The organism is Mesorhizobium sp. P2_A8 (genome assembly GCF_056404935.1).
Genome location: NZ_JBFUDB010000010.1, coordinates 417419 through 434543, shown reverse-complemented (window position 1 = coordinate 434543; position 17125 = coordinate 417419). Strand labels below are relative to the sequence as shown.

Genomic DNA, 17125 nt, shown 5'->3' with positions numbered 1-17125 from the left:
ACCGGATGGAGAGGAAATCTTCTCCTTACGAACAGGCCCGCCAACGGGAACACGGGCCGCGAAAGCGGCCCTTTCATTTGGTGAGACTTCTACCTATCTGTAAGCCATCCTATTGTAGGCTTGGGCTTACATCCAAAGGTGACGCGGGGTGGAGCAGCCCGGTAGCTCGTCAGGCTCATAACCTGAAGGTCACAGGTTCAAATCCTGTCCCCGCAACCAAATCTAAAAACAGCCCGGCCCAGCCCGGGCTGTTTTTGTATCCGGGCCACCCTCGCCACCGATTCGATGGCCTCAGAGGCTGGCGGTTCATTAAGCGTAAGTCTTTACTAACGATCCTGCGCGACGGATAGACTCACGCCATTTGCGAGGCCGCGCGATCGCTTTTTCTCGGCAGCCGCGAGCAATTCGACGAAGGCGCGCACCTTGGCGGGACGGAACCGGGCCGGCGGAAAGACGGCATGGATGCCGCCGGTGGGCAAGCTCCAGTCGGCAAACACCGGCACCAGCCGTCCCTCGGCGATATCGCCGCTGACGCTGTAATCGGGAAATACGCCCAGTCCGATGCTGGCGAGCACGCAGGCGTGGGCAGCCGGGCTCTTGTCGCACATGATGATCGGATTGAGTTCGGTCAGCACCGTCTCACCCTCCCTGGAAAACAACCATTGGCCGACGCCGCGCAGTTGGGCGTTGCCGACCCAGGCCAGCGATCTTGCCTGGCGCGGGGTCACGTCGGGCGGCAGGCTAGCAGCGAAACCGGGGCTCGCCACCACGATCTGCCGTATCGTGCCCAAGCGCCGTGCCTGGTTGGAGGAATCGGTGAGCCAGCCGACACGGATGCCGAGATCGATCTGCTCGTCCACCAGATTGCTCACCGCGTCGTCGAAGATCGCCTCGACGCGCATATGCGGATAGGCCTTTAGATAGGCGGCCATGACCGCGGCCACGATCTTGGTGCCATAATCGAGCGGCGCGGTCAGCCGCAGCGTTCCGCTCGGCTCCACCGCTCCGTGCGAAATCTCGCCATAGGCCGCCTCCGCCTCCCGCAGGATGATCATCGCGCGGTCATAGAAGAGGCGGCCCTCCTCGGTCGGTGTGACACGGCGCGTTGTGCGCTGCAGCAGCGTTGCGCCGAGTTCCTCCTCGAGCTTGCCGATCTGGTGGCTGACCACGGCCTTGGCGACACCAAGCCGGTCAGCCGCCGCGGTGAACGAGCCGGTTTCCATCACGGTGGTGAAGTAAGCGAGCCGATTGAGGTTCAGAAGTTCGGCCAAGGCGACAGCCTTTGTCTGATTGGATCAGACAGTTTGTATTATTGGGCGCTGTTTATCGCAAGGCTGTCGCCTGTCAAGGATGCGCCAACACATTCGACCGGTCGGTGGCCGGTCTTTCCGCACCAGGATGGCAGCGATCATGAGCAATTCAGAAGTGACCTATCTTTTCGATCCGCTCTGCGGCTGGTGCTATGGCGCGACCCCGATGCTGGACAGGTTGTCGGGCAGCGGTCTGCGCGTCGAACTGCTACCGACCGGCATGTTTTCCGGAGCGGGCGCGCGTCCGATGGATGAAGGTTTTGCCGCCCACGCATGGGCGAACGACCAACGCATCGAGCGGCTCACCGGACAGAAGTTCACGCAGGCCTATCAGCATGATGTCCTCAATGTCCGCGGCACCTTGCTGGACTCGCACGCCGCCGCTCTCGGCATCAGTGCTGCCGGCCTGGAGGATCCCAGCCGCAGGCTGACCGCGCTGAAGGCGATCCAGCGGGCGCGCTATGTCGACGGCCGCGATGTCGTGACCATCGGCGGCGTAGCCGAGGTCCTCACCGCCGCCGGCATGGCGGATGCCGGCACCATGCTGAAGGCGCCGACGGAAGGGCTGATGACGGCCCATCGCGAGCTGGTCGGCCGCGGCCGTGCGCTGTTCCAGAGCCTGCATGCCGATGGCGTGCCCTCGCTGGCGGTCGTCCGCAACGATACGCCCCGGCTTATCGGTTCGAACGCGCTGTTCGGCAGTTTCGACAATCTCGTCGCCCACATCGCTGCGGCGTAATCCCATCCATCAACAACCTCCAACCAGGAAATGGAAACAGACATGGCAAAAGTCGCTCTCATCGGCGCATCGGGCGCCGCCGGCTCGCGCATCCTCAGGGAACTCTCCGATCGTGGCCACACGGTCACCGGTATCGCCCGCAATCTGGAGAAGATCGCAGCGCTGCCGGGTGTGACGGCCAGGAAGGGCGATGTCTTCGACAAGGAAGGTCTCGCCGACCTGGTCCGCGGCCATGATGTGGTGATCAGCGCGGTGCATTTTCTGGACAGCGATGCCGACACGCTGATCGCCGCGGTGCGCGCCTCCGGCGTGAAGCGCTATCTCGTCGTCGGTGGCGCCGGCAGCCTTGAAGTCGCACCCGGCAAGCGGCTGGTCGATACGCCGGAATTCCCGGCGGTCTACAAGGCCGAAGCACAAAAGGGTGCTGACTTCCTGGACAGGTTGAAGACGGTCGGCGATCTCGACTGGACCTTCCTGTCGCCATCTGCGGTGTTCAGCCCCGGCGAGCGTACGGGCACATTCCGCCTCGGCAAGGACACGCTTCTCGCCTCGGACAACGGCAGCAGCATTTCCTTCGAGGACTACGCCATCGCCATGGTCGACGAGATCGAGAAGCCGGCGCATGTCAGGCAGCGCTTCACAGTCGGCTATTGATCGAACGGTCGGACGGCCGAGGCTCAACCGAGCCCGGCCGATGCCACGCGCATCAAGGCTTCACGGACGCTGACACGTCGATACGACTCACTGACGAGACCGTCCTTTCTCAGCGCTTCGCGGCGGCGTTCGACGAAGGTGCGTTCGTCGCTGGTCAGGTCGTGCTCTCGCTCGCGCAGCCATTCCTGGTAGGACGAATCAACCTCCTTGACCGGTTTGGCCGCTGTCGAAACCGAAGCCGGCCGGCTGTCGGTGTAGCGAGGTCGCAAGGCGCTGTTGGGATTGAATTCGGTTCGTCGGTCATTGCCAGCGATGATGAGATCCGGGGCCTCCACACGGCCGGACGGGCTATAGACGAATGCCGAAGCGATGCGGTCGAGCGCCGCGTCGACTTCCTTCGGCCGATGCACGACCTCGCGCGGCTGGCGATCGGGAACGGCAAGCCTTGTGATGCCGCGATCGTTGATGGCATCGAGAACCTCGCGGTGATCGCGCGAGGTGATGACCTCCCGCCGGGCCGGCCAGAAATCATAGGGAGCGTGGGCGCCGTAGCCCTTGCCGATGTGGAAGGCATAGATTTCCGGGTAGACCGCCAGCTCGGTGCGGCGGCTCGGCTTGACGTCATAGAACGAGGTGATCGCGATCTGCAGCAGATGGGTCGCGCCGATGCCGCCAAGCGCTTCGTCGATCACCAGGCCGAACCGGTCATGCGGGTTCCAGTTCGGCAAAGCCTCGGCGATCGAAGCCGGCCTGCCGTCGATCTCGACATCGAACATCCCAGCTTTCAGCAATGTCACGACATGCATTGTTGTCTCCCCTCAATCAGGCGCCGCCGGCCGATTCGTGCACTCGATCAGAGCAAGGAAGGGCCTGACTGTCATCCTTGCCCGGCTTCTCTCCCAACAGCGGCGGCGTCGCTGATGCCCATCAACTGGGGTGAGGCGCGTTCGGCCTCGTCTGCTTCCTGGCCGCTGGTCCTGTTTGTCAGAGCGATGTGGCAGCAGCCGGAGCCGTGGCCCGGTGTCCAGGTGACGTTGTCGAAACGCACGCCGGTCGCTTCGAACAGGCCGCGGTCGAAGGCGCCGGCAATGCGGCAGAGCGTGGCCAGCTTTTCGCCGCCGACACCGGCTTCGACCCAAGCGTCCTTCAGCGGACAGCGCTTCACCTTGAAGGCCATACGGTCATCACTGCGTTCGACTTCGGTCGGATACATGCGGCCGCTGTCCGGACTGACTGCCAGGAAGGCCTCGCCGATCGCGCGTGCGTCATTGGCGCCGAAGTTGGCGAAGGCGACTGCTGCCACTTCCTTGCCGCGCTGCTCGATGGCACGGATCATGATCGCCTCCGCCCGGTCGGCGCCCAACGCTCCGGTCAGTTCGTCGAGGAACAGACGGTAGAGATCGGCACGGTTGCGAAAGGCGGAATCGAGTTCGCGCGACAGTTTTTCTGCTCTGGCTTCGGGGTCGGTCATTGGATGCGCCCTGGCTTGTTGCTTGACCATGATCTTGTCCGAAAAACCGGGTTCCACGTTCGCTAACGCGGCCCTTCGGTTCGGGATCATGGTCTGGTCCGGTTCAATCTCGGTGTTGCCGCTACCAGTGCCTTGCCGATGGCCGATTGAGGCGCGTCGACGACGGCGCGGGCATCACCGCTTTCGGCAACCTGGCCGGCATCGAGAAGGACGACACGGTGTGCAATCGCCCGGACCACGCCGAGATCATGTGAAATGAAGAGATAGGCGATCCCTTCCTGGCGTTGCAGGTCAAGCAACAGTTCAAGGATCTGCCCGCGCACCGAGACATCGAGCGCCGACACCGCCTCGTCGAGCACAATCAGCGACGGTTTTGTCGCGATGGCGCGAGCGATGGCGACGCGCTGGCGCTGGCCGCCGGAGATTTCATGAATGGCGCGCGGGGCGAGATCGGCCGTCAGCTCGACGCGCTCCAGCAAGGCGGCGATCCGGCGCGGGCGCTCGGGGCGGGAGGCGATGCCATGGATGCGCAAGGGGTCGTCGAGCACACGCGCCACCGTAGCGCGCGGATTGAAGGCGGCAAGCGGGTCCTGGAACACCATCTGCAGGCGTGCGCGGCGCGTACGCAGGGCGGCACCACTCAAAGCCAGGAAATCATTGCCTTCGAATTCGATCTGCCCAGCGTCCGGCTCGATCAGCCGTAGCACCAGCCGCGCGATCGTCGACTTGCCGCTGCCGGAGGGACCGGCCAGCGCCAACGTCTCGCCGGGGTCGATGTGAAAGGAGACATCGTCGACGGCGGCGATGGTCTTGCCGCCGCGACGGTAGCGTTTGGTGAGGTTGGAAACGGTGAGCAAGCTCATGCGTTGAGCCCGGCTCGGCTGAGCAGCGGCGCGGCGTCGAGGCCGATATGGGCGTCGAGCAGCGCGCGCGTATAGGCCTGGGCTGGCGCGCCGACAATCTGGGCCGTCTTGCCAAGCTCGACCAACTTGCCGTGCCGGAACACGGCGATGCGCTCGGCAAGCGCGGCCGCCAGCGCGATGTTGTGGCTGATGAACAGCAGCGTCATACCGTCCTCGGCCACCAACCGACGGATCAAGGCGACGATATCGGCCTGCACGATGGTGTCGAGCGCGCTGGTGGCCTCGTCGGCGATCAGCAATTTCGGACCGGCCGCAATCGCGGCGGCGATCGCCACGCGCTGCTTCTGGCCCCCGGAGAGCTGATGCGGGAAAGCCCGCAGTGCCGAGTCTGGGTCTGGCAGCCGAACGCGTTCGAGCAGGGTTTTCGCCTTCGCATACGCCTGCGGCCAAGTGAGGCCGAGATGGGTGTATGCCACTTCGGCGATCTGTTTGCCGACCGCCATCACCGGATCGAGGCTGGCGGACGGATCCTGGAAGACGAAGCCGATGTCACGGCCGCCTAGTGGCTTATAGTCTCCAGCAATGGTGGATGGTTGGCGATCCCTCGCGCCCAACGGGGGCAAAAACCAATCGATGCGGCCTTCAACCCTGGACGATGCCGGCAACAGCCCGGCAGTCGCCAATGCCAGCGTGCTCTTGCCAGAACCGCTTTCGCCGATGATAGCCAGGCGTTCGCCGGCGACGATGTCTAGGCTGACATGTTTCAGCGCCGCCACCTCGCTGCCGTTGCGGCGGTAGGTCACCTTCAGGTCGCGGATCGAAGCCAGGGCGGTCACGACAGGCCTCTTCTTATGGCTGTCGTTTCGACGATGCCTTCGCCGGCGAGATAGACACCGAGCACGGTCAGTACCAGTGCAATGCCCGGGACGATCGACAGGAAGGGTGCGGTGCGCAGCACGGCGCGGCCTTCGGCGATCATGCCGCCCCAGGTCACCCGGTTCGGGTCTGCGAGGCCGAGGAAGGACAAGGCCGCTTCGGTGAGGATCGCGGCGGCGACGATGACCGATGACATCGCCAGCACCGGCGGCAAGGCGTTGGGTAGCACTTCGCGAAAGGCAATCGCCAACGGATGCATGCCGATGACCCTGGCCCCGGCAACATAATCGCGTTCGCGAATGGAGAGAACTTCGGCGCGCGCCACACGCGCAGGGCCGGTCCAGGTGCCGAGCGCGATGGCAATGACGACGATGCCAAGCGACGGCCCGACGACGCTGACGAAGGCCAGCGCCAGCAGGAAGCTCGGTACGGTCTGGAAGGCGTCGGTGATGCGCATCAGGACATCGTCGACGAGGCCGCCGGCAAAGCCGGCGAGCGTGCCGACCACCGCGCCGATGGCGAGCGCCGCCGCCGCTGCCGCCAGTCCGACGGCCAGCGATGTGCGGGCGCCGTGGAAAAGCTCGGCCAGCACGTTGCGGCCGAGCCGGTCGGTGCCGAGCGGCAGCGACCAGTCCTGAAATGGCGGCAGCAGCGCTGGCCCGGCAATGGCTTGCGGGTCGCCGGGAAACAGCAGCGGCGCCGACAGCGCCATGGCAAACAGCGCCGCCAGGAGAATGGCGCCGGCAACTGCCTCGGGCGTGCGCAGGAAACGTCTGACGGGGCTCATGCGCCCGCCTCGCTGGCACCGACGCGCGGATCCAGAAAGGCATAGGCGATGTCGACGAGCAGGTTGATGACGATGACCAGCACGGCGCTGACGAGGATGATGCCGAGCAGCAATGGAGTATCCCGCGCTGCCACCGCCTCCTGCGCCAGCCGGCCGAGACCTGGAACCGAAAAGACGCTCTCGATGACGACGCTGCCGCCGAGCATCTGCGCCGACTGCAGCCCGAGCATGGTGACCAGAGGCAGCAGCGCGTTCCGGGCGACATGGGCGAGCACGATGCGACGGCGCGACAGCCCCTTGGCGCGGGCGGCAAGGACAAAATCCAGCCGCCAGACCTCGGCCATGCCGGCGCGCATCATGCGCAGATAAAGCGCCAGATAGATGAAGCCGAGGGCAGAAACCGGCAGGACGAGGTGGATGGCGATGTCGGCGGCGCGATCGAAGCCGGTCTTGTTGGAGGCCAGGGTCTCGATGCCGCCAATCGGCAACCAGCGCAGGTCGACGGCAAAGAGGACGATCAGCACCAGGCCAAGCCAGAAACCCGGCACGGCATAGAGCGCCAGCGAGCCGATCGACAGGAAGCGGTCGCGGACGCTGCCGGGTCTGGCGCCGGCATAGATGCCGAGAGCCGAGCCCAGTCCGAAGGAGAGCGCGGTGGCGCTGACCATCAACAGCAGCGTGTTGGGCAGCCGCTCGAGGATCACGTCGCGGATCGGCCTGGAGAATGTCACCGACTGGCCGAGATCGAGATGCAGCAGCGCCCAGAGATAATTGGCCAGCCGCGTCAGCTCCGACTGGTCGAGGCCCCAGCGATGGCGCAACAGCTCGATCATGCCGGCGTCGCCGCCGGTCGAGACGATGTAGGCGTCGACCGCATCGCCGGGTGCTGCTTCGAGCAGCAGGAAGGTGCCGATGACAACGATCAGCAGCACGAAGATGCTGCCGACGAGGCGACGACGGAGGAGGATGAGGGCGCGGATCATGTGCGGGCGGCATCGCCGGTAAGGCCAAGCTTCCGGCGCGGCGTTCTACGGCGCCCCCCTCTGTCCTGCCGGACATCTCCCCCACGAGGGGGGAGATTGGCTGTCATCGCGGCTTTCGCCAATCTCAAACACCGCAGGAGCGAGCGAAGTGTCGAAACTGCCAATCTCCCCCCTCGTGGGGGAGATGTCCGGCAAGACAGAGGCAGGCGTGAAAGAACGCTCATGGCAGATGATGAGCATTCGCCCAAACGATGCGCAAGCATCCCGTGTGGATCTTGCTAACCCGCCAAATAAGTGTCCGCCCAGTTCGATACCGCCCAGCGCGGATTGTTGGCGATGTTGCCGACAGTGTCGCGGGCGACGCTGATGAAGCTCCATTCGGCGACGTTGATCAGCGGCAGGTCGGCGGCCACCTGTTTCTGGAATTCCTTGTAGAGGTCGGTGCGGGCAGCGGTGTCGAGTGTCTCGGAGGCTTTGGCGATCAGCGCGTCGAGCGCGTCGTTCTTGTAGCCGCCCTGGTTGGAGAACGGTACGCCGTCGGGAATGCCGCTCTGCACCAGGATGGTGGTGGAGATCGCCGGGTCGCCGCGGAACACCGGCGGGCCGACGGCGAGGTCGAAGGCGTGATCGGTGTAGACCGCCTTGATGTGCGCGGCCGAGTCGTTGTTGACCAGCTGGGCGTCGATGCCGATGGCGGCGAGCGCCTGGCGCAGATAGTCTCCGAACTGCTTGGTCTCGTTGAAATAGGGCGCCGGCAACAGCTTCAGCGAGAAGCGGTTGCCGTCGGCGCCTCGTCTGTAGCCGGCCTCGTCGAGCAGTGCATTGGCCTTGGCGACGTCGAAGGCATAGGTCGGCACGTCGGCGGTGTAGAACTGCGGATCATTCTTCGGCACCGGACCGGTGGCGGTGGTGGCATAGCCGAGGAACACCGTCTTGACGACGAAATCCTTGTCGATGGCATGCGCGATCGCCTGGCGCACCTTGAGGTCCGCAAGCTCCTTGCGGCGATGGTTGATCTCGACGACGAGCTGATAGGTGAGCCCCTCATAGCCCTTGGAGATCACTTTCAGGCCCGGCACCTTGGAAATGCGGTCGAGGTCGGCCAGCGGCACGGCGGAAAAGGCGGCGAGCTGGATCTCCTCGGCTTCGAGCGCGCTCGCGGCCGATGTGCGGTCCGGCAGCACCTGGTAGATGATCTCGTCGAGATAGGGCTGGTCCTTGCCCCAGTAATCCGTGTTCTTCGTCAGCCGGTAATATTGGCCGGCCTTGTACTCGCCGAACTTGAACGGCCCGGTGCCGATGGGCGCGTTGTTGGCCGGATTGTCCTCGATCTTGCCCACCTCGTAGATGTGCTTCGGCACCACGCTGCTCAGCGCCGGCATCGCGTTGCGGATCAGCTGGAATGGGGTCGGCTTGGCGAATTTGAACACTGCAGTGAGATCGTCCGGGGTGTCGACGGCGGCGAGATCCTTGAACACGGTGCGGCCGAGATTCTGCAACGGCTTCCAGATCTGCAGCGCCGAGAAGGYGACATCGGCCGAGGTGAACGGCTTGCCATCATGCCATTTGACGCCGTCACGCAGTTTGAACGTCACGGAGAGCCCGTCGGCAGCGCCTTCCCAGCTCAAAGCCAATCGTGGCGCAAGCCCGTCCTTGCCGTCGAAGGATGCTTCGGCCAGCGTTTCGACGATCTTGCTGGAGATGAAGAAGACGCCATTGGAGGCGACAATCGCCGGGTTGAGGTTGCGCGGCTCGGAATCGGCAGCCAGCACCAGGCGCCCGCCCTTCTTCGGTGTCTGCGCCCAGCCGAATGTCGGCATGGCGGTGGAAGCGAGCAGCATTGCCGAGCCGGCAAGCATCGTGCGTCTGGAAATCGTGAAACCTGACATGATCGAACTCCGTCCTCTCCGCGGCCCGGCCGGGTGCGCCAGTACCCCTCGAACGCTGGCGAGCCGCCAACATCCTTGCGGACGATTATGAGCTTTGCCGAGGGTTTCGCCAGAGACGGAATTGGCGCATCCTTGCTTGGCTTTGAAATTTTCGTCCGCTGGACCAGTTTGGAGGAAGCGGTTCAGTTGATCGATCTGGTAGGACCAGATTGATGAGTATGTGGCGGATGACGACTTGGTGACTGTCGAGTGGTGCTATTTCGCCTGTTTCTGGCTAGACCAGAGTGGGCAAAATGGTGCAGATTTGATCGCCGCCAACGGATCGGAGCCTGGCCCGACAGCGATCAGGCAGACCGGCCAGGCAATTCAGGGAGAGAGAGATGAACATTGCTCCGGGCAAGAATGCCGTCAGCAATATCCCGTTCGACCAGGCAAGGGTCGACCGGCTGATGGAGGAGGCCGGCATCGATGTGCTGCTCGCGACCTCCAAGCACAACACGCAGTATCTGCTGGGCGGCTACAAATTCATCTTCTTCGCCGCCATGGATGCGATCGGCCACAGCCGCTATCTGCCTGTGGTCATCTATGAGAAGGGCGGACCGGACCACGCCGCCTATATCGGCAACCGGATGGAAGGCGGCGAGCATCAGAACAACCCGTTCTGGACACCGACGCTGCACGCCGCCTGCTGGGGCACGCTCGACGCGGCCAACCTCGCGGTCGAACATCTGCAGACAATCGGCAAGGCCGGCGCCCGCATCGGCATCGAGCCCGGCTTCCTGCCGTCGGACGCCTACACGCTGATCCGCAAGGCGCTGCCGGATGCCAAGCTCATCGATGCGACTGCCATGCTGGAGAGCATGCGCGCCATCAAGACCGATGCCGAACTGGAGAAGCTGCGCACCGCCTCCGAACTGATCACCGATTCCATGCTGGCGACCATTGCCTGGGCAGGCGAAGGAACGACCAAGACCGAGATGATCGAGCAGCTTCGGCGCGAGGAAACCAATCGCGGCGCGCATTTCGAATATTGCCTGCTGACGCTGGGCTCCAGCCACAACCGCGCCGCCTCACCGCAAGCGTGGAAGAAGGGCGAGGTGCTGTCGATCGATTCCGGTGGCAATTATCATGGCTATATTGGCGACCTGTGCCGGATGGGAATTCTTGGCGAGCCGAATGCCGAACTCGAAGACCTGCTGGCCGAGGTCGAGACGGTGCAGCAGGCGGCGTTTTCCAAGGTCAGGGCAGGCACGCTGGGCGGCGACATGATTTCCCACGCCGAGGGTGTACTGAAGGCCTCGAAGGTGGCGGCCTATACGGATTTCTTCGCCCACGGCATGGGCCTGATCACGCATGAGGCGCCGTTCCTGATGACCAACCATCCGGTCACCTATGAAGGCACTTATGCGGCCAAGCCGCTAGAAAAGAACATGGTGCTGTCGGTGGAGACGACCATGCTTCACCCGACACGGGGGTTTATCAAACTGGAGGACACGCTGGCGGTCACCGACGCGGGTTATGTGATGTTCGGCGATCGGGGCAGGGGGTGGAACCGGGGTGGGGCGTCATAAGTGATGGCAGGCGCTGCTCCGGAAATGCTATTTGTCGCCCGGCGGCAGCAGCCTGAAATCCGGCAGTTCGCGCAGCACCAGTTCCGGCCCGGCCGGCGAATAGACGACGAAAAGCTGCATTGGCCCATCACCGGTGTTGAGCGTCGAATGAAAACGGCTTTCCGGCACATAGATGGTGCAGCCGGGACCGACCTTCTCGACCACCGGATTGCCCTTCTCGTCCTCGACCATCTGCTCGCCGTTGCCCGAGATGACGAAGATGATTTCCTCGGCACCGGGATGATTGTGGCGCGTATGGCCCTTGCCTGAGGTCAGGTCGACGACGCCGCCGGAAAAGCGCGTCGCACCGTTCACTTCGGGCGCCACGGTCAGCGCCAGCCTGCCCCAGTCGAAACCGAAGGCGCTGACGTCCTTCGGGTAGACAAACACCTTGCTCTTGTCGGTCATCTTTCATCCCTTCTTTTTCTTCGGCGTGGTCTTCTCGCCACCAAGTGTCACTGCCTTGAAATCCGCCGTCTGCCGGGCGATCGCCGCCTCGGCCGGCAGTCGCTCCATCGAGCTGGCGCCATAGAAACCGTGCAGACCCTTGCAGCGGTCAAGGATATAGCGGGCGTCGTCCGGCATCGAGATCGGCCCGCCATGGCAAAGCAGGATGACATCCTTGCGCACCGAACGCGCCGCATCGGCGATGGCGTCGATCTCCAGCACGCAGTCGTCGAGCGACTTGGCCGAGGTGGCGCCGATCGAGCCGCCGGTCGTCACCCCCATATGGGCGACGACGATGTCGGCGCCGGCTTTTGTCATGGCGCGGGCCTCATCGGTGTTGAACACATAGGGCGTGGTCAAAAGGTCGAGCTTGTGCGCCTCGGCGATCATGTCGACCTCGAGCCCGAAGCCCATGCCGGTCTCCTCGAAACTGCGCCGCATGTTGCCGTCGAACAGTCCGATGGTGGGAAAGTTCTGCACGCCGGAAAAACCCATCGTCTTCAGCTCGGCCAGAAGCAGCGGCATGATGACGAACGGGTCGGTGCCGTTGACGCCGGCCAGCACCGGCGTCTTCTTGACCACAGGCAGCACCTCGTAGGCCATCTCCTTGACGATCTCGTTGGCATTGCCATAGGCGAGCAGTCCGGCGGCCGAGCCACGCCCGGCCATGCGATAGCGGCCGGAATTGTAGATGATGATGAGGTCGATGCCGCCGGCTTCCTCGGCCTTGGCCGACAGGCCAGTGCCGGCGCCGCCGCCGACGATCGGCACGCCCTTGTCGATCATTCCCCTGAATTTCTTCAGGATCTCCTTGCGCGGTATGGCCGGCATGTTCTTGGACCTCACTGTCTGGCGATGTCGAGAAAAGCCGCAACCGCGGCCTTGGCGAATTCGGTGTCGTTGATGTGGAGCGGCAAGCGTGTCACGCGGCGCGTGTCATTCGGCTTGATCGTGCGCTCGATGGCTTCGAACAGAACGGCATCGGCCTCCGGGTCAAAAAAGGCACCACCTTCAATGTCGAGCGCCGAGACACCTTTTTCCGGGATGAGGACATGCACTGGTCCCTCGCAGAGAGCGAGCCTGGCGCCGATCCATTCGCCGATCGCACGGCATTCCTGCGCCGTGGTGCGCATCAGCGTGACGTTCGGATTGTGTTCGTAGAACAGCCGGCCGCGATAATGTTCCGGGATGGTCGAAGGCGCCCAGAAGTTGACCATGTCGAGTGCGCCGACCGAGCCGACATAGGGCAGCCTGGTGCGGGCGAATGCGCCGAAACGGTCCTCCGTCGCCGGCAGCACGCCGCCGAACAGGAGGTCGCAGACTTCCGTCGTGGTGATGTCGATGACGCCGGACAGCAGACCGCTGTCGGCCAGCTTTTCCATGCTGCGGCCGCCGGTGCCGGTGGCGTGGAAGACCATGCAGTCATAGATCGAACGGAGCTGGTCGGCGATGGCGGTCACGCAAGGCGTGGTGACGCCGAACATGGTGAGGCCGATCGACGGCTTGCCGTCGGGCGGCGGTGCCGGCCTGACTGCCATGCCTGATATCGCCTGGGCGGCATTGTGCAAGACGACACGGGACAGACGGTTGAGCCCGGCCATGTCGGTCACCGATGGCATCATGACGATGTCGGAGACATCGACATAGGGTGCTGTGTCACCGGAGGCGAGCGTCGAGACCATGATCTTGGGCAAGCCCAGCGGCAGCGCACGCATGCCCGATGTGATGATCGAAGTGCCGCCGCCGCCGCCAATGCCGATCATGGCGGCGATGTCGTTTCGCGATTGCGCAAAGCGGGTGAAGGCGACGCCCATGGCGGCGACCGCGGCGCCGCGGTCGTTGCCACCGAGCGCGGCGTCACGGCCGCCGGGGTGATGGCCGGCAATTTCCTCCGCGGTGATGTCCACGGCGATGGTTGCGTCGCGCGTTCCAACATCGACGCGGCAAACGGCGGCGCCCGCAGTGGCGATGGCATCGGCCAGGAAGGCGAGTTCCTCGCCCTTGGTGTCAGCGGTGCCCACCACATAGATGCGCTTCATTGCGTTCCCCAATCCAGGTGGGCGCAATGCTGCGCTCCACCGCTCATTGCCCGGCCGCTCGACGATGCGAAGGTCATTGCAAATTTTTGAGACGCGCGTATCGTATTGACATGAATGTCTCACGTCAACAATCCACGGCGAGCGACGACGCCGAGCGGGGAGGCGGCCCGGCGCTGGAGCGTGGGCCGCGCGCGCGCACGAAACGGCTGATGCTGGAGACAGCGACAAGGCTGATGCAGGCGGGCGTAACGCCGTCGGTCAGCGAGGTCGCGGAGGCGGCACAGGTTTCCCGTGCCACCGCCTATCGTTATTTCCCGAGCCAGGCCGCGCTGGTGCAGGCTGTCGTCGACGAGGGGCTCGGACCAATCCTCACCTGGCAATCGACCTCCGTCGATGCAGAACGCCGGGTCGTCGAATTGATCGACACCGCCATGCCGCGCATCGAGGCCTTCGAGGCAACGTTCAAGGCGGCACTGAAACTGTCGCTCGATCAGTGGGCTAGGCGCCAGGCCGGCACGCTGGGCGGCGAGCCGGCCTTCACGCGCGGCCACCGCATCGACTTGTTGAAGGCGGCGATCGCGCCACTCAAGGGCCGCTTGCCGCCGCGCGATTTCAAGCGATTGGCCCAGGCGCTGTCGCTGATCTTTGGCGTCGAGGTGCTGATCGTGCTGAAGGATATATGGGGGCTGGACAGCCGTAGGACGATGTCGGTCGCGCAGTGGGCGGCCGGGGCGCTGGTGCGCGCGGCAGTCGCGGAATCGATCGGTGAAGGAGACAGCATAAGTCCGGCGGCGGTGGTAAAATAGCGCCTATCTGGTTCGACCAGATTTGCATGCCGACTACCGATATTAACCGCAGTGCGGGGTGCTGGACAACACCTGCACATATCACTGAGTAGGAAAATCTTGGTAAAACAGGCAGATAAAGCCGAAATCCGATAGCAATGGCCAAGTCGAGCTGGCAAGATAGGGCTTGACGTACAGCCAAGATTGGTAATACCAGATTGGATCAGAAAAGCGGATCGGAAGTGAGGGCTGCGATCCATTTTCCGGCAGGGCGAGGAGGCCCGAAGCCGGAAAAGTGCGATCACGGGAGGAACTACCAGGGCCGGCCCCGTTGCCGGCTCGCATGACAAGGTAGAATGCGCACAAGGGAGGAAATCATTATGCGCAAGTTTGTGACCAGCGTGCTTGCTGGTATCGGCTTAACGCTTGCCTGCGGAACGTCCGTCTACGCGCAGGAAAAGTCACTCACCATCTTCTGGGCGGAATGGGATCCGGCCAACTATCTGCAGGAGCTCGGCAACGAGTACGAGAAGGAAACCGGCGTCAAGATCACTGTGGAGACCACGCCCTGGCCCGACTTCCAGACCAAGGCCTTCACCGAGTTCAATGCCCATGGCGATGCCTACGATATGGTCGTCGGCGACTCGCAATGGCTCGGTGCCGGTTCGACCGGTGGCCACTATGTCGACCTGACTGACTTCTTCAACAAGCACAAGGTCGGCGACGTGATGGCACCGGCGACGGTGAAGTACTACGCCGAATATCCGGGCGGCAGCAGCAAGTACTGGGCCATCCCGCTTGAAGGCGACGCCGTCGGCTGGTCCTATCGCAAGGACTGGTTCGAGGATCCAAAGGAAAAAGAAGCCTTCAAGGCCAAGTACGGTTACGATCTCGACGTGCCGAAGGATTTCAAGGCGCTGCGCGACATCGCCGAATTCTTCTACCGTCCGGACCAGAAAAAATACGGCATCGCCATCTACACAGACAATTCCTATGACGCGATGGCGATGGGCTTCGAGAACGCGCTGTTCTCCTACGGTGGCGAACTGGGTGATTATTCGACCTACAAGGTCGATGGCTTCATCAACTCCGACAAGGCGGTCGCGGCTCTCGACGCCTACAAGGAGCTGTACAAGTTCACGCCTCCAGGCTGGGCCAAGGCGTTCTTCGTCGAAGACAACCAGGCGATCACCGAGAACCTGGCCGCGATGAGCATGAACTACTTTGCGTTCTTCCCGTCGCTGATCAACGAAGCGTCGAACCCGAACGCCAAGAACACCGGCTTCTTCGCCAATCCTCCCGGCCCGAACGGAGACCAGTTCGCAGCGCTCGGTGGGCAAGGCATCTCGATCGTGTCCTACTCGCAGAAGCAGGACGAGTCGATCAAGTTCCTTGAATGGTTCATCAAGGACGAGACCCAGAAGAAGTGGGCAGCGCTTGGCGGCTACACCTGCAGTGCCGCCGTGCTCAAGTCGCCTGAATTCCAGAACGCAACGCCGTACAACAAGGCCTTCTACGAGACCATGTTCAAGGTGAAGGATTTCTGGGCGGTGCCGGAATATGCCGAACTGCTGCAGCAGCTCAACCAGCGCGTCTACCCCTACATGATCGGCGGCGAAGGCACCGCAAAGGAAACGCTTGACGCATTGGCGGCTGACTGGAACGCGACCTTCAAGAAGTACGGGCGCGGTCAGTAAAATTCATGCTTCACGGAGGGGGCGTTGGCGCCTCCTCCGTTTCTTTTTCTGCAAACGGGAGCAGGGTCTTGGCGACCACGATGATCACCACACTGGACAGGTCTTCAAGAGCGGCCGCGCGCGGCCTCAGCGACATTTCGATCCGCAACCTCTTCATCATCCCGACGGTCCTGTTCCTGATCGTCTTCAACATCTTTCCGCTGATCTATTCGCTCGGCTATTCCTTCACCGACTTTCGCGCGTCGACCAACGCGCCGGCGAATTTCGTCGGACTGCAGAACTATCGCGACCTGCTCAACGACCCCTATGTCTGGTCCAACTTCGCTATCACCGCGAAATACGTCATCATCTCGGTCGCCGGCCAGCTGCTGGTCGGCTTCGGCGTGGCGATGCTGCTCAACCGCGACATCCCGCTGAAGGGGTTGCTGACGACGCTGCTGCTTTTGCCGATGATGCTGTCGATGGCGGTCGTCGGCCTGTTCTGGAAGCTGCTCTACGATCCGTCTTTCGGCATCATCAACTATGCGCTCGGCCTCGGCACCTTCGAATGGCTGTCGGATCCGAAGATGGCGCTCTATGCCGTCGCGCTGACCGACATCTGGATGTGGTCGCCCTTCGTCATGCTGTTGTCGCTGGCCGGCCTCTCGGCGGTGCCGAAGCATCTCTATGAGGCGGCGGCGATCGACCGGGCCGGGCCGTTCTACACCTTCTTCCGCATCACGCTGCCGCTGGTCGCGCCGATCCTGATGATCGCGGTCATTTTCCGCACCATGGAGGCGTTCAAGACCTTCGACCTCGCCTACATCCTGACCAGCCAGCCGACGGCCGAACTGATCTCGATCCGGCTCTACAAGATGGCGTTCCAGGAATGGCAGACCGGGCGCTCCTGCGCACTCGCCTACATCGTCCTGATCATGGTGCTGGCGATCACCAACATCTACGTCAAATACCTCAACAAGGTGAAGGAGCGCTGAG

At 63.2% G+C, this 17125-nt stretch carries 17 protein-coding genes and 1 tRNA gene; 7 read left to right on the top strand and 11 right to left on the bottom strand.

The genetic code is table 11. The annotated features are described in order from the left end of the window. Positions 1-142: 142 nt before the first annotated feature. A tRNA-Met gene (locus tag AC1D10_RS29325) sits at positions 143-219 on the top strand. Between the two features lie 107 nt (positions 220-326). On the opposite strand, the gene AC1D10_RS29320 is transcribed toward AC1D10_RS29325, so the two are convergent. After that, positions 327-1271 (bottom strand): LysR family transcriptional regulator, encoded by a 945-nt coding sequence (locus tag AC1D10_RS29320; RefSeq protein WP_477278130.1) that lies wholly within the window; start codon positions 1269-1271, stop codon positions 327-329. 139 nt (positions 1272-1410) lie between these two features. Between AC1D10_RS29320 and AC1D10_RS29315 the strand changes: the two genes are divergently transcribed. Both AC1D10_RS29315 and AC1D10_RS29310 read left to right on the top strand, forming a co-directional pair. Further along, positions 1411-2049, top strand: coding sequence for a DsbA family protein (locus AC1D10_RS29315; protein ID WP_477278128.1), 639 nt, complete (start codon positions 1411-1413; stop codon positions 2047-2049). A 42-nt stretch (positions 2050-2091) separates the two neighbouring features. Beyond that, on the top strand, positions 2092-2703 hold the full coding sequence (locus AC1D10_RS29310; RefSeq protein WP_477278126.1) for an NAD(P)-dependent oxidoreductase: 612 nt from the start codon (positions 2092-2094) through the stop codon (positions 2701-2703). 23 nt (positions 2704-2726) lie between these two features. Here AC1D10_RS29310 and AC1D10_RS29305 read toward each other — a convergent pair whose 3' ends face one another. From AC1D10_RS29305 to AC1D10_RS29275, 7 genes are all read right to left on the bottom strand, one after another. Continuing rightward, positions 2727-3509 carry a hypothetical protein gene (locus AC1D10_RS29305; protein WP_477278124.1) on the bottom strand — a complete coding sequence of 261 codons (783 nt, stop codon included), beginning with the start codon at positions 3507-3509 and terminating at the stop codon, positions 2727-2729. Positions 3510-3580: 71 nt separating this feature from the next. After that, positions 3581-4204 carry an L-2-amino-thiazoline-4-carboxylic acid hydrolase gene (locus tag AC1D10_RS29300; protein WP_477278122.1) on the bottom strand — a complete coding sequence of 208 codons (624 nt, stop codon included), beginning with the start codon at positions 4202-4204 and terminating at the stop codon, positions 3581-3583. Between the two features lie 56 nt (positions 4205-4260). Beyond that, on the bottom strand, positions 4261-5037 hold the full coding sequence (locus AC1D10_RS29295) for an ATP-binding cassette domain-containing protein (RefSeq protein WP_477278120.1): 777 nt from the start codon (positions 5035-5037) through the stop codon (positions 4261-4263). Then, positions 5034-5873, bottom strand: a complete 840-nt coding sequence (locus AC1D10_RS29290; protein ID WP_477278118.1) for an ABC transporter ATP-binding protein — start codon at positions 5871-5873, stop codon at positions 5034-5036. The genes AC1D10_RS29295 and AC1D10_RS29290 overlap by 4 nt, the downstream gene beginning before the upstream one ends. Continuing rightward, positions 5870-6700 carry an ABC transporter permease gene (locus AC1D10_RS29285; protein ID WP_477278116.1) on the bottom strand — a complete coding sequence of 277 codons (831 nt, stop codon included), beginning with the start codon at positions 6698-6700 and terminating at the stop codon, positions 5870-5872. The genes AC1D10_RS29290 and AC1D10_RS29285 overlap by 4 nt, the downstream gene beginning before the upstream one ends. Continuing rightward, positions 6697-7683 carry an ABC transporter permease gene (locus AC1D10_RS29280; protein ID WP_477278114.1) on the bottom strand — a complete coding sequence of 329 codons (987 nt, stop codon included), beginning with the start codon at positions 7681-7683 and terminating at the stop codon, positions 6697-6699. The genes AC1D10_RS29285 and AC1D10_RS29280 overlap by 4 nt, the downstream gene beginning before the upstream one ends. A gap of 278 nt (positions 7684-7961) precedes the next feature. Continuing rightward, complete coding sequence (locus AC1D10_RS29275) at positions 7962-9572, bottom strand: ABC transporter substrate-binding protein (protein ID WP_477278112.1); 1611 nt, start codon at positions 9570-9572, stop codon at positions 7962-7964. 380 nt (positions 9573-9952) lie between these two features. Here AC1D10_RS29275 and AC1D10_RS29270 point away from each other — a divergent pair, with 380 nt between their 5' ends. After that, the gene (locus AC1D10_RS29270; RefSeq protein WP_477278110.1) at positions 9953-11143 is read left to right on the top strand and encodes a M24 family metallopeptidase; all 1191 of its coding nucleotides are present in this window, start codon (positions 9953-9955) and stop codon (positions 11141-11143) included. A gap of 27 nt (positions 11144-11170) precedes the next feature. On the opposite strand, the gene AC1D10_RS29265 is transcribed toward AC1D10_RS29270, so the two are convergent. The 3 genes from AC1D10_RS29265 to AC1D10_RS29255 are packed head-to-tail and all read right to left on the bottom strand — an operon-like array spanning position 11171 to position 13668. Further along, positions 11171-11590, bottom strand: a complete 420-nt coding sequence (locus AC1D10_RS29265) for a cupin domain-containing protein (protein WP_477278108.1) — start codon at positions 11588-11590, stop codon at positions 11171-11173. A 3-nt stretch (positions 11591-11593) separates the two neighbouring features. Then, positions 11594-12460 (bottom strand): phosphoenolpyruvate hydrolase family protein, encoded by an 867-nt coding sequence (locus tag AC1D10_RS29260; protein WP_477278106.1) that lies wholly within the window; start codon positions 12458-12460, stop codon positions 11594-11596. Between the two features lie 11 nt (positions 12461-12471). After that, on the bottom strand, positions 12472-13668 hold the full coding sequence (locus tag AC1D10_RS29255) for a Tm-1-like ATP-binding domain-containing protein (protein ID WP_477278104.1): 1197 nt from the start codon (positions 13666-13668) through the stop codon (positions 12472-12474). A 110-nt stretch (positions 13669-13778) separates the two neighbouring features. Between AC1D10_RS29255 and AC1D10_RS29250 the strand changes: the two genes are divergently transcribed. The 3 genes from AC1D10_RS29250 to AC1D10_RS29240 all read left to right on the top strand — a co-directional run bounded on the left by AC1D10_RS29250 (position 13779) and on the right by AC1D10_RS29240 (position 17124). Further along, the gene (locus AC1D10_RS29250; RefSeq protein WP_477278156.1) at positions 13779-14474 is read left to right on the top strand and encodes a TetR/AcrR family transcriptional regulator; all 696 of its coding nucleotides are present in this window, start codon (positions 13779-13781) and stop codon (positions 14472-14474) included. A gap of 359 nt (positions 14475-14833) precedes the next feature. Continuing rightward, a complete protein-coding gene (locus AC1D10_RS29245; protein ID WP_379103168.1) occupies positions 14834-16150 on the top strand; it encodes an ABC transporter substrate-binding protein in 1317 nt (438 codons plus the stop codon). A 68-nt stretch (positions 16151-16218) separates the two neighbouring features. Next, a complete protein-coding gene (locus AC1D10_RS29240) occupies positions 16219-17124 on the top strand; it encodes a carbohydrate ABC transporter permease (RefSeq protein ID WP_027043351.1) in 906 nt (301 codons plus the stop codon). Position 17125 lies beyond the last annotated feature (1 nt).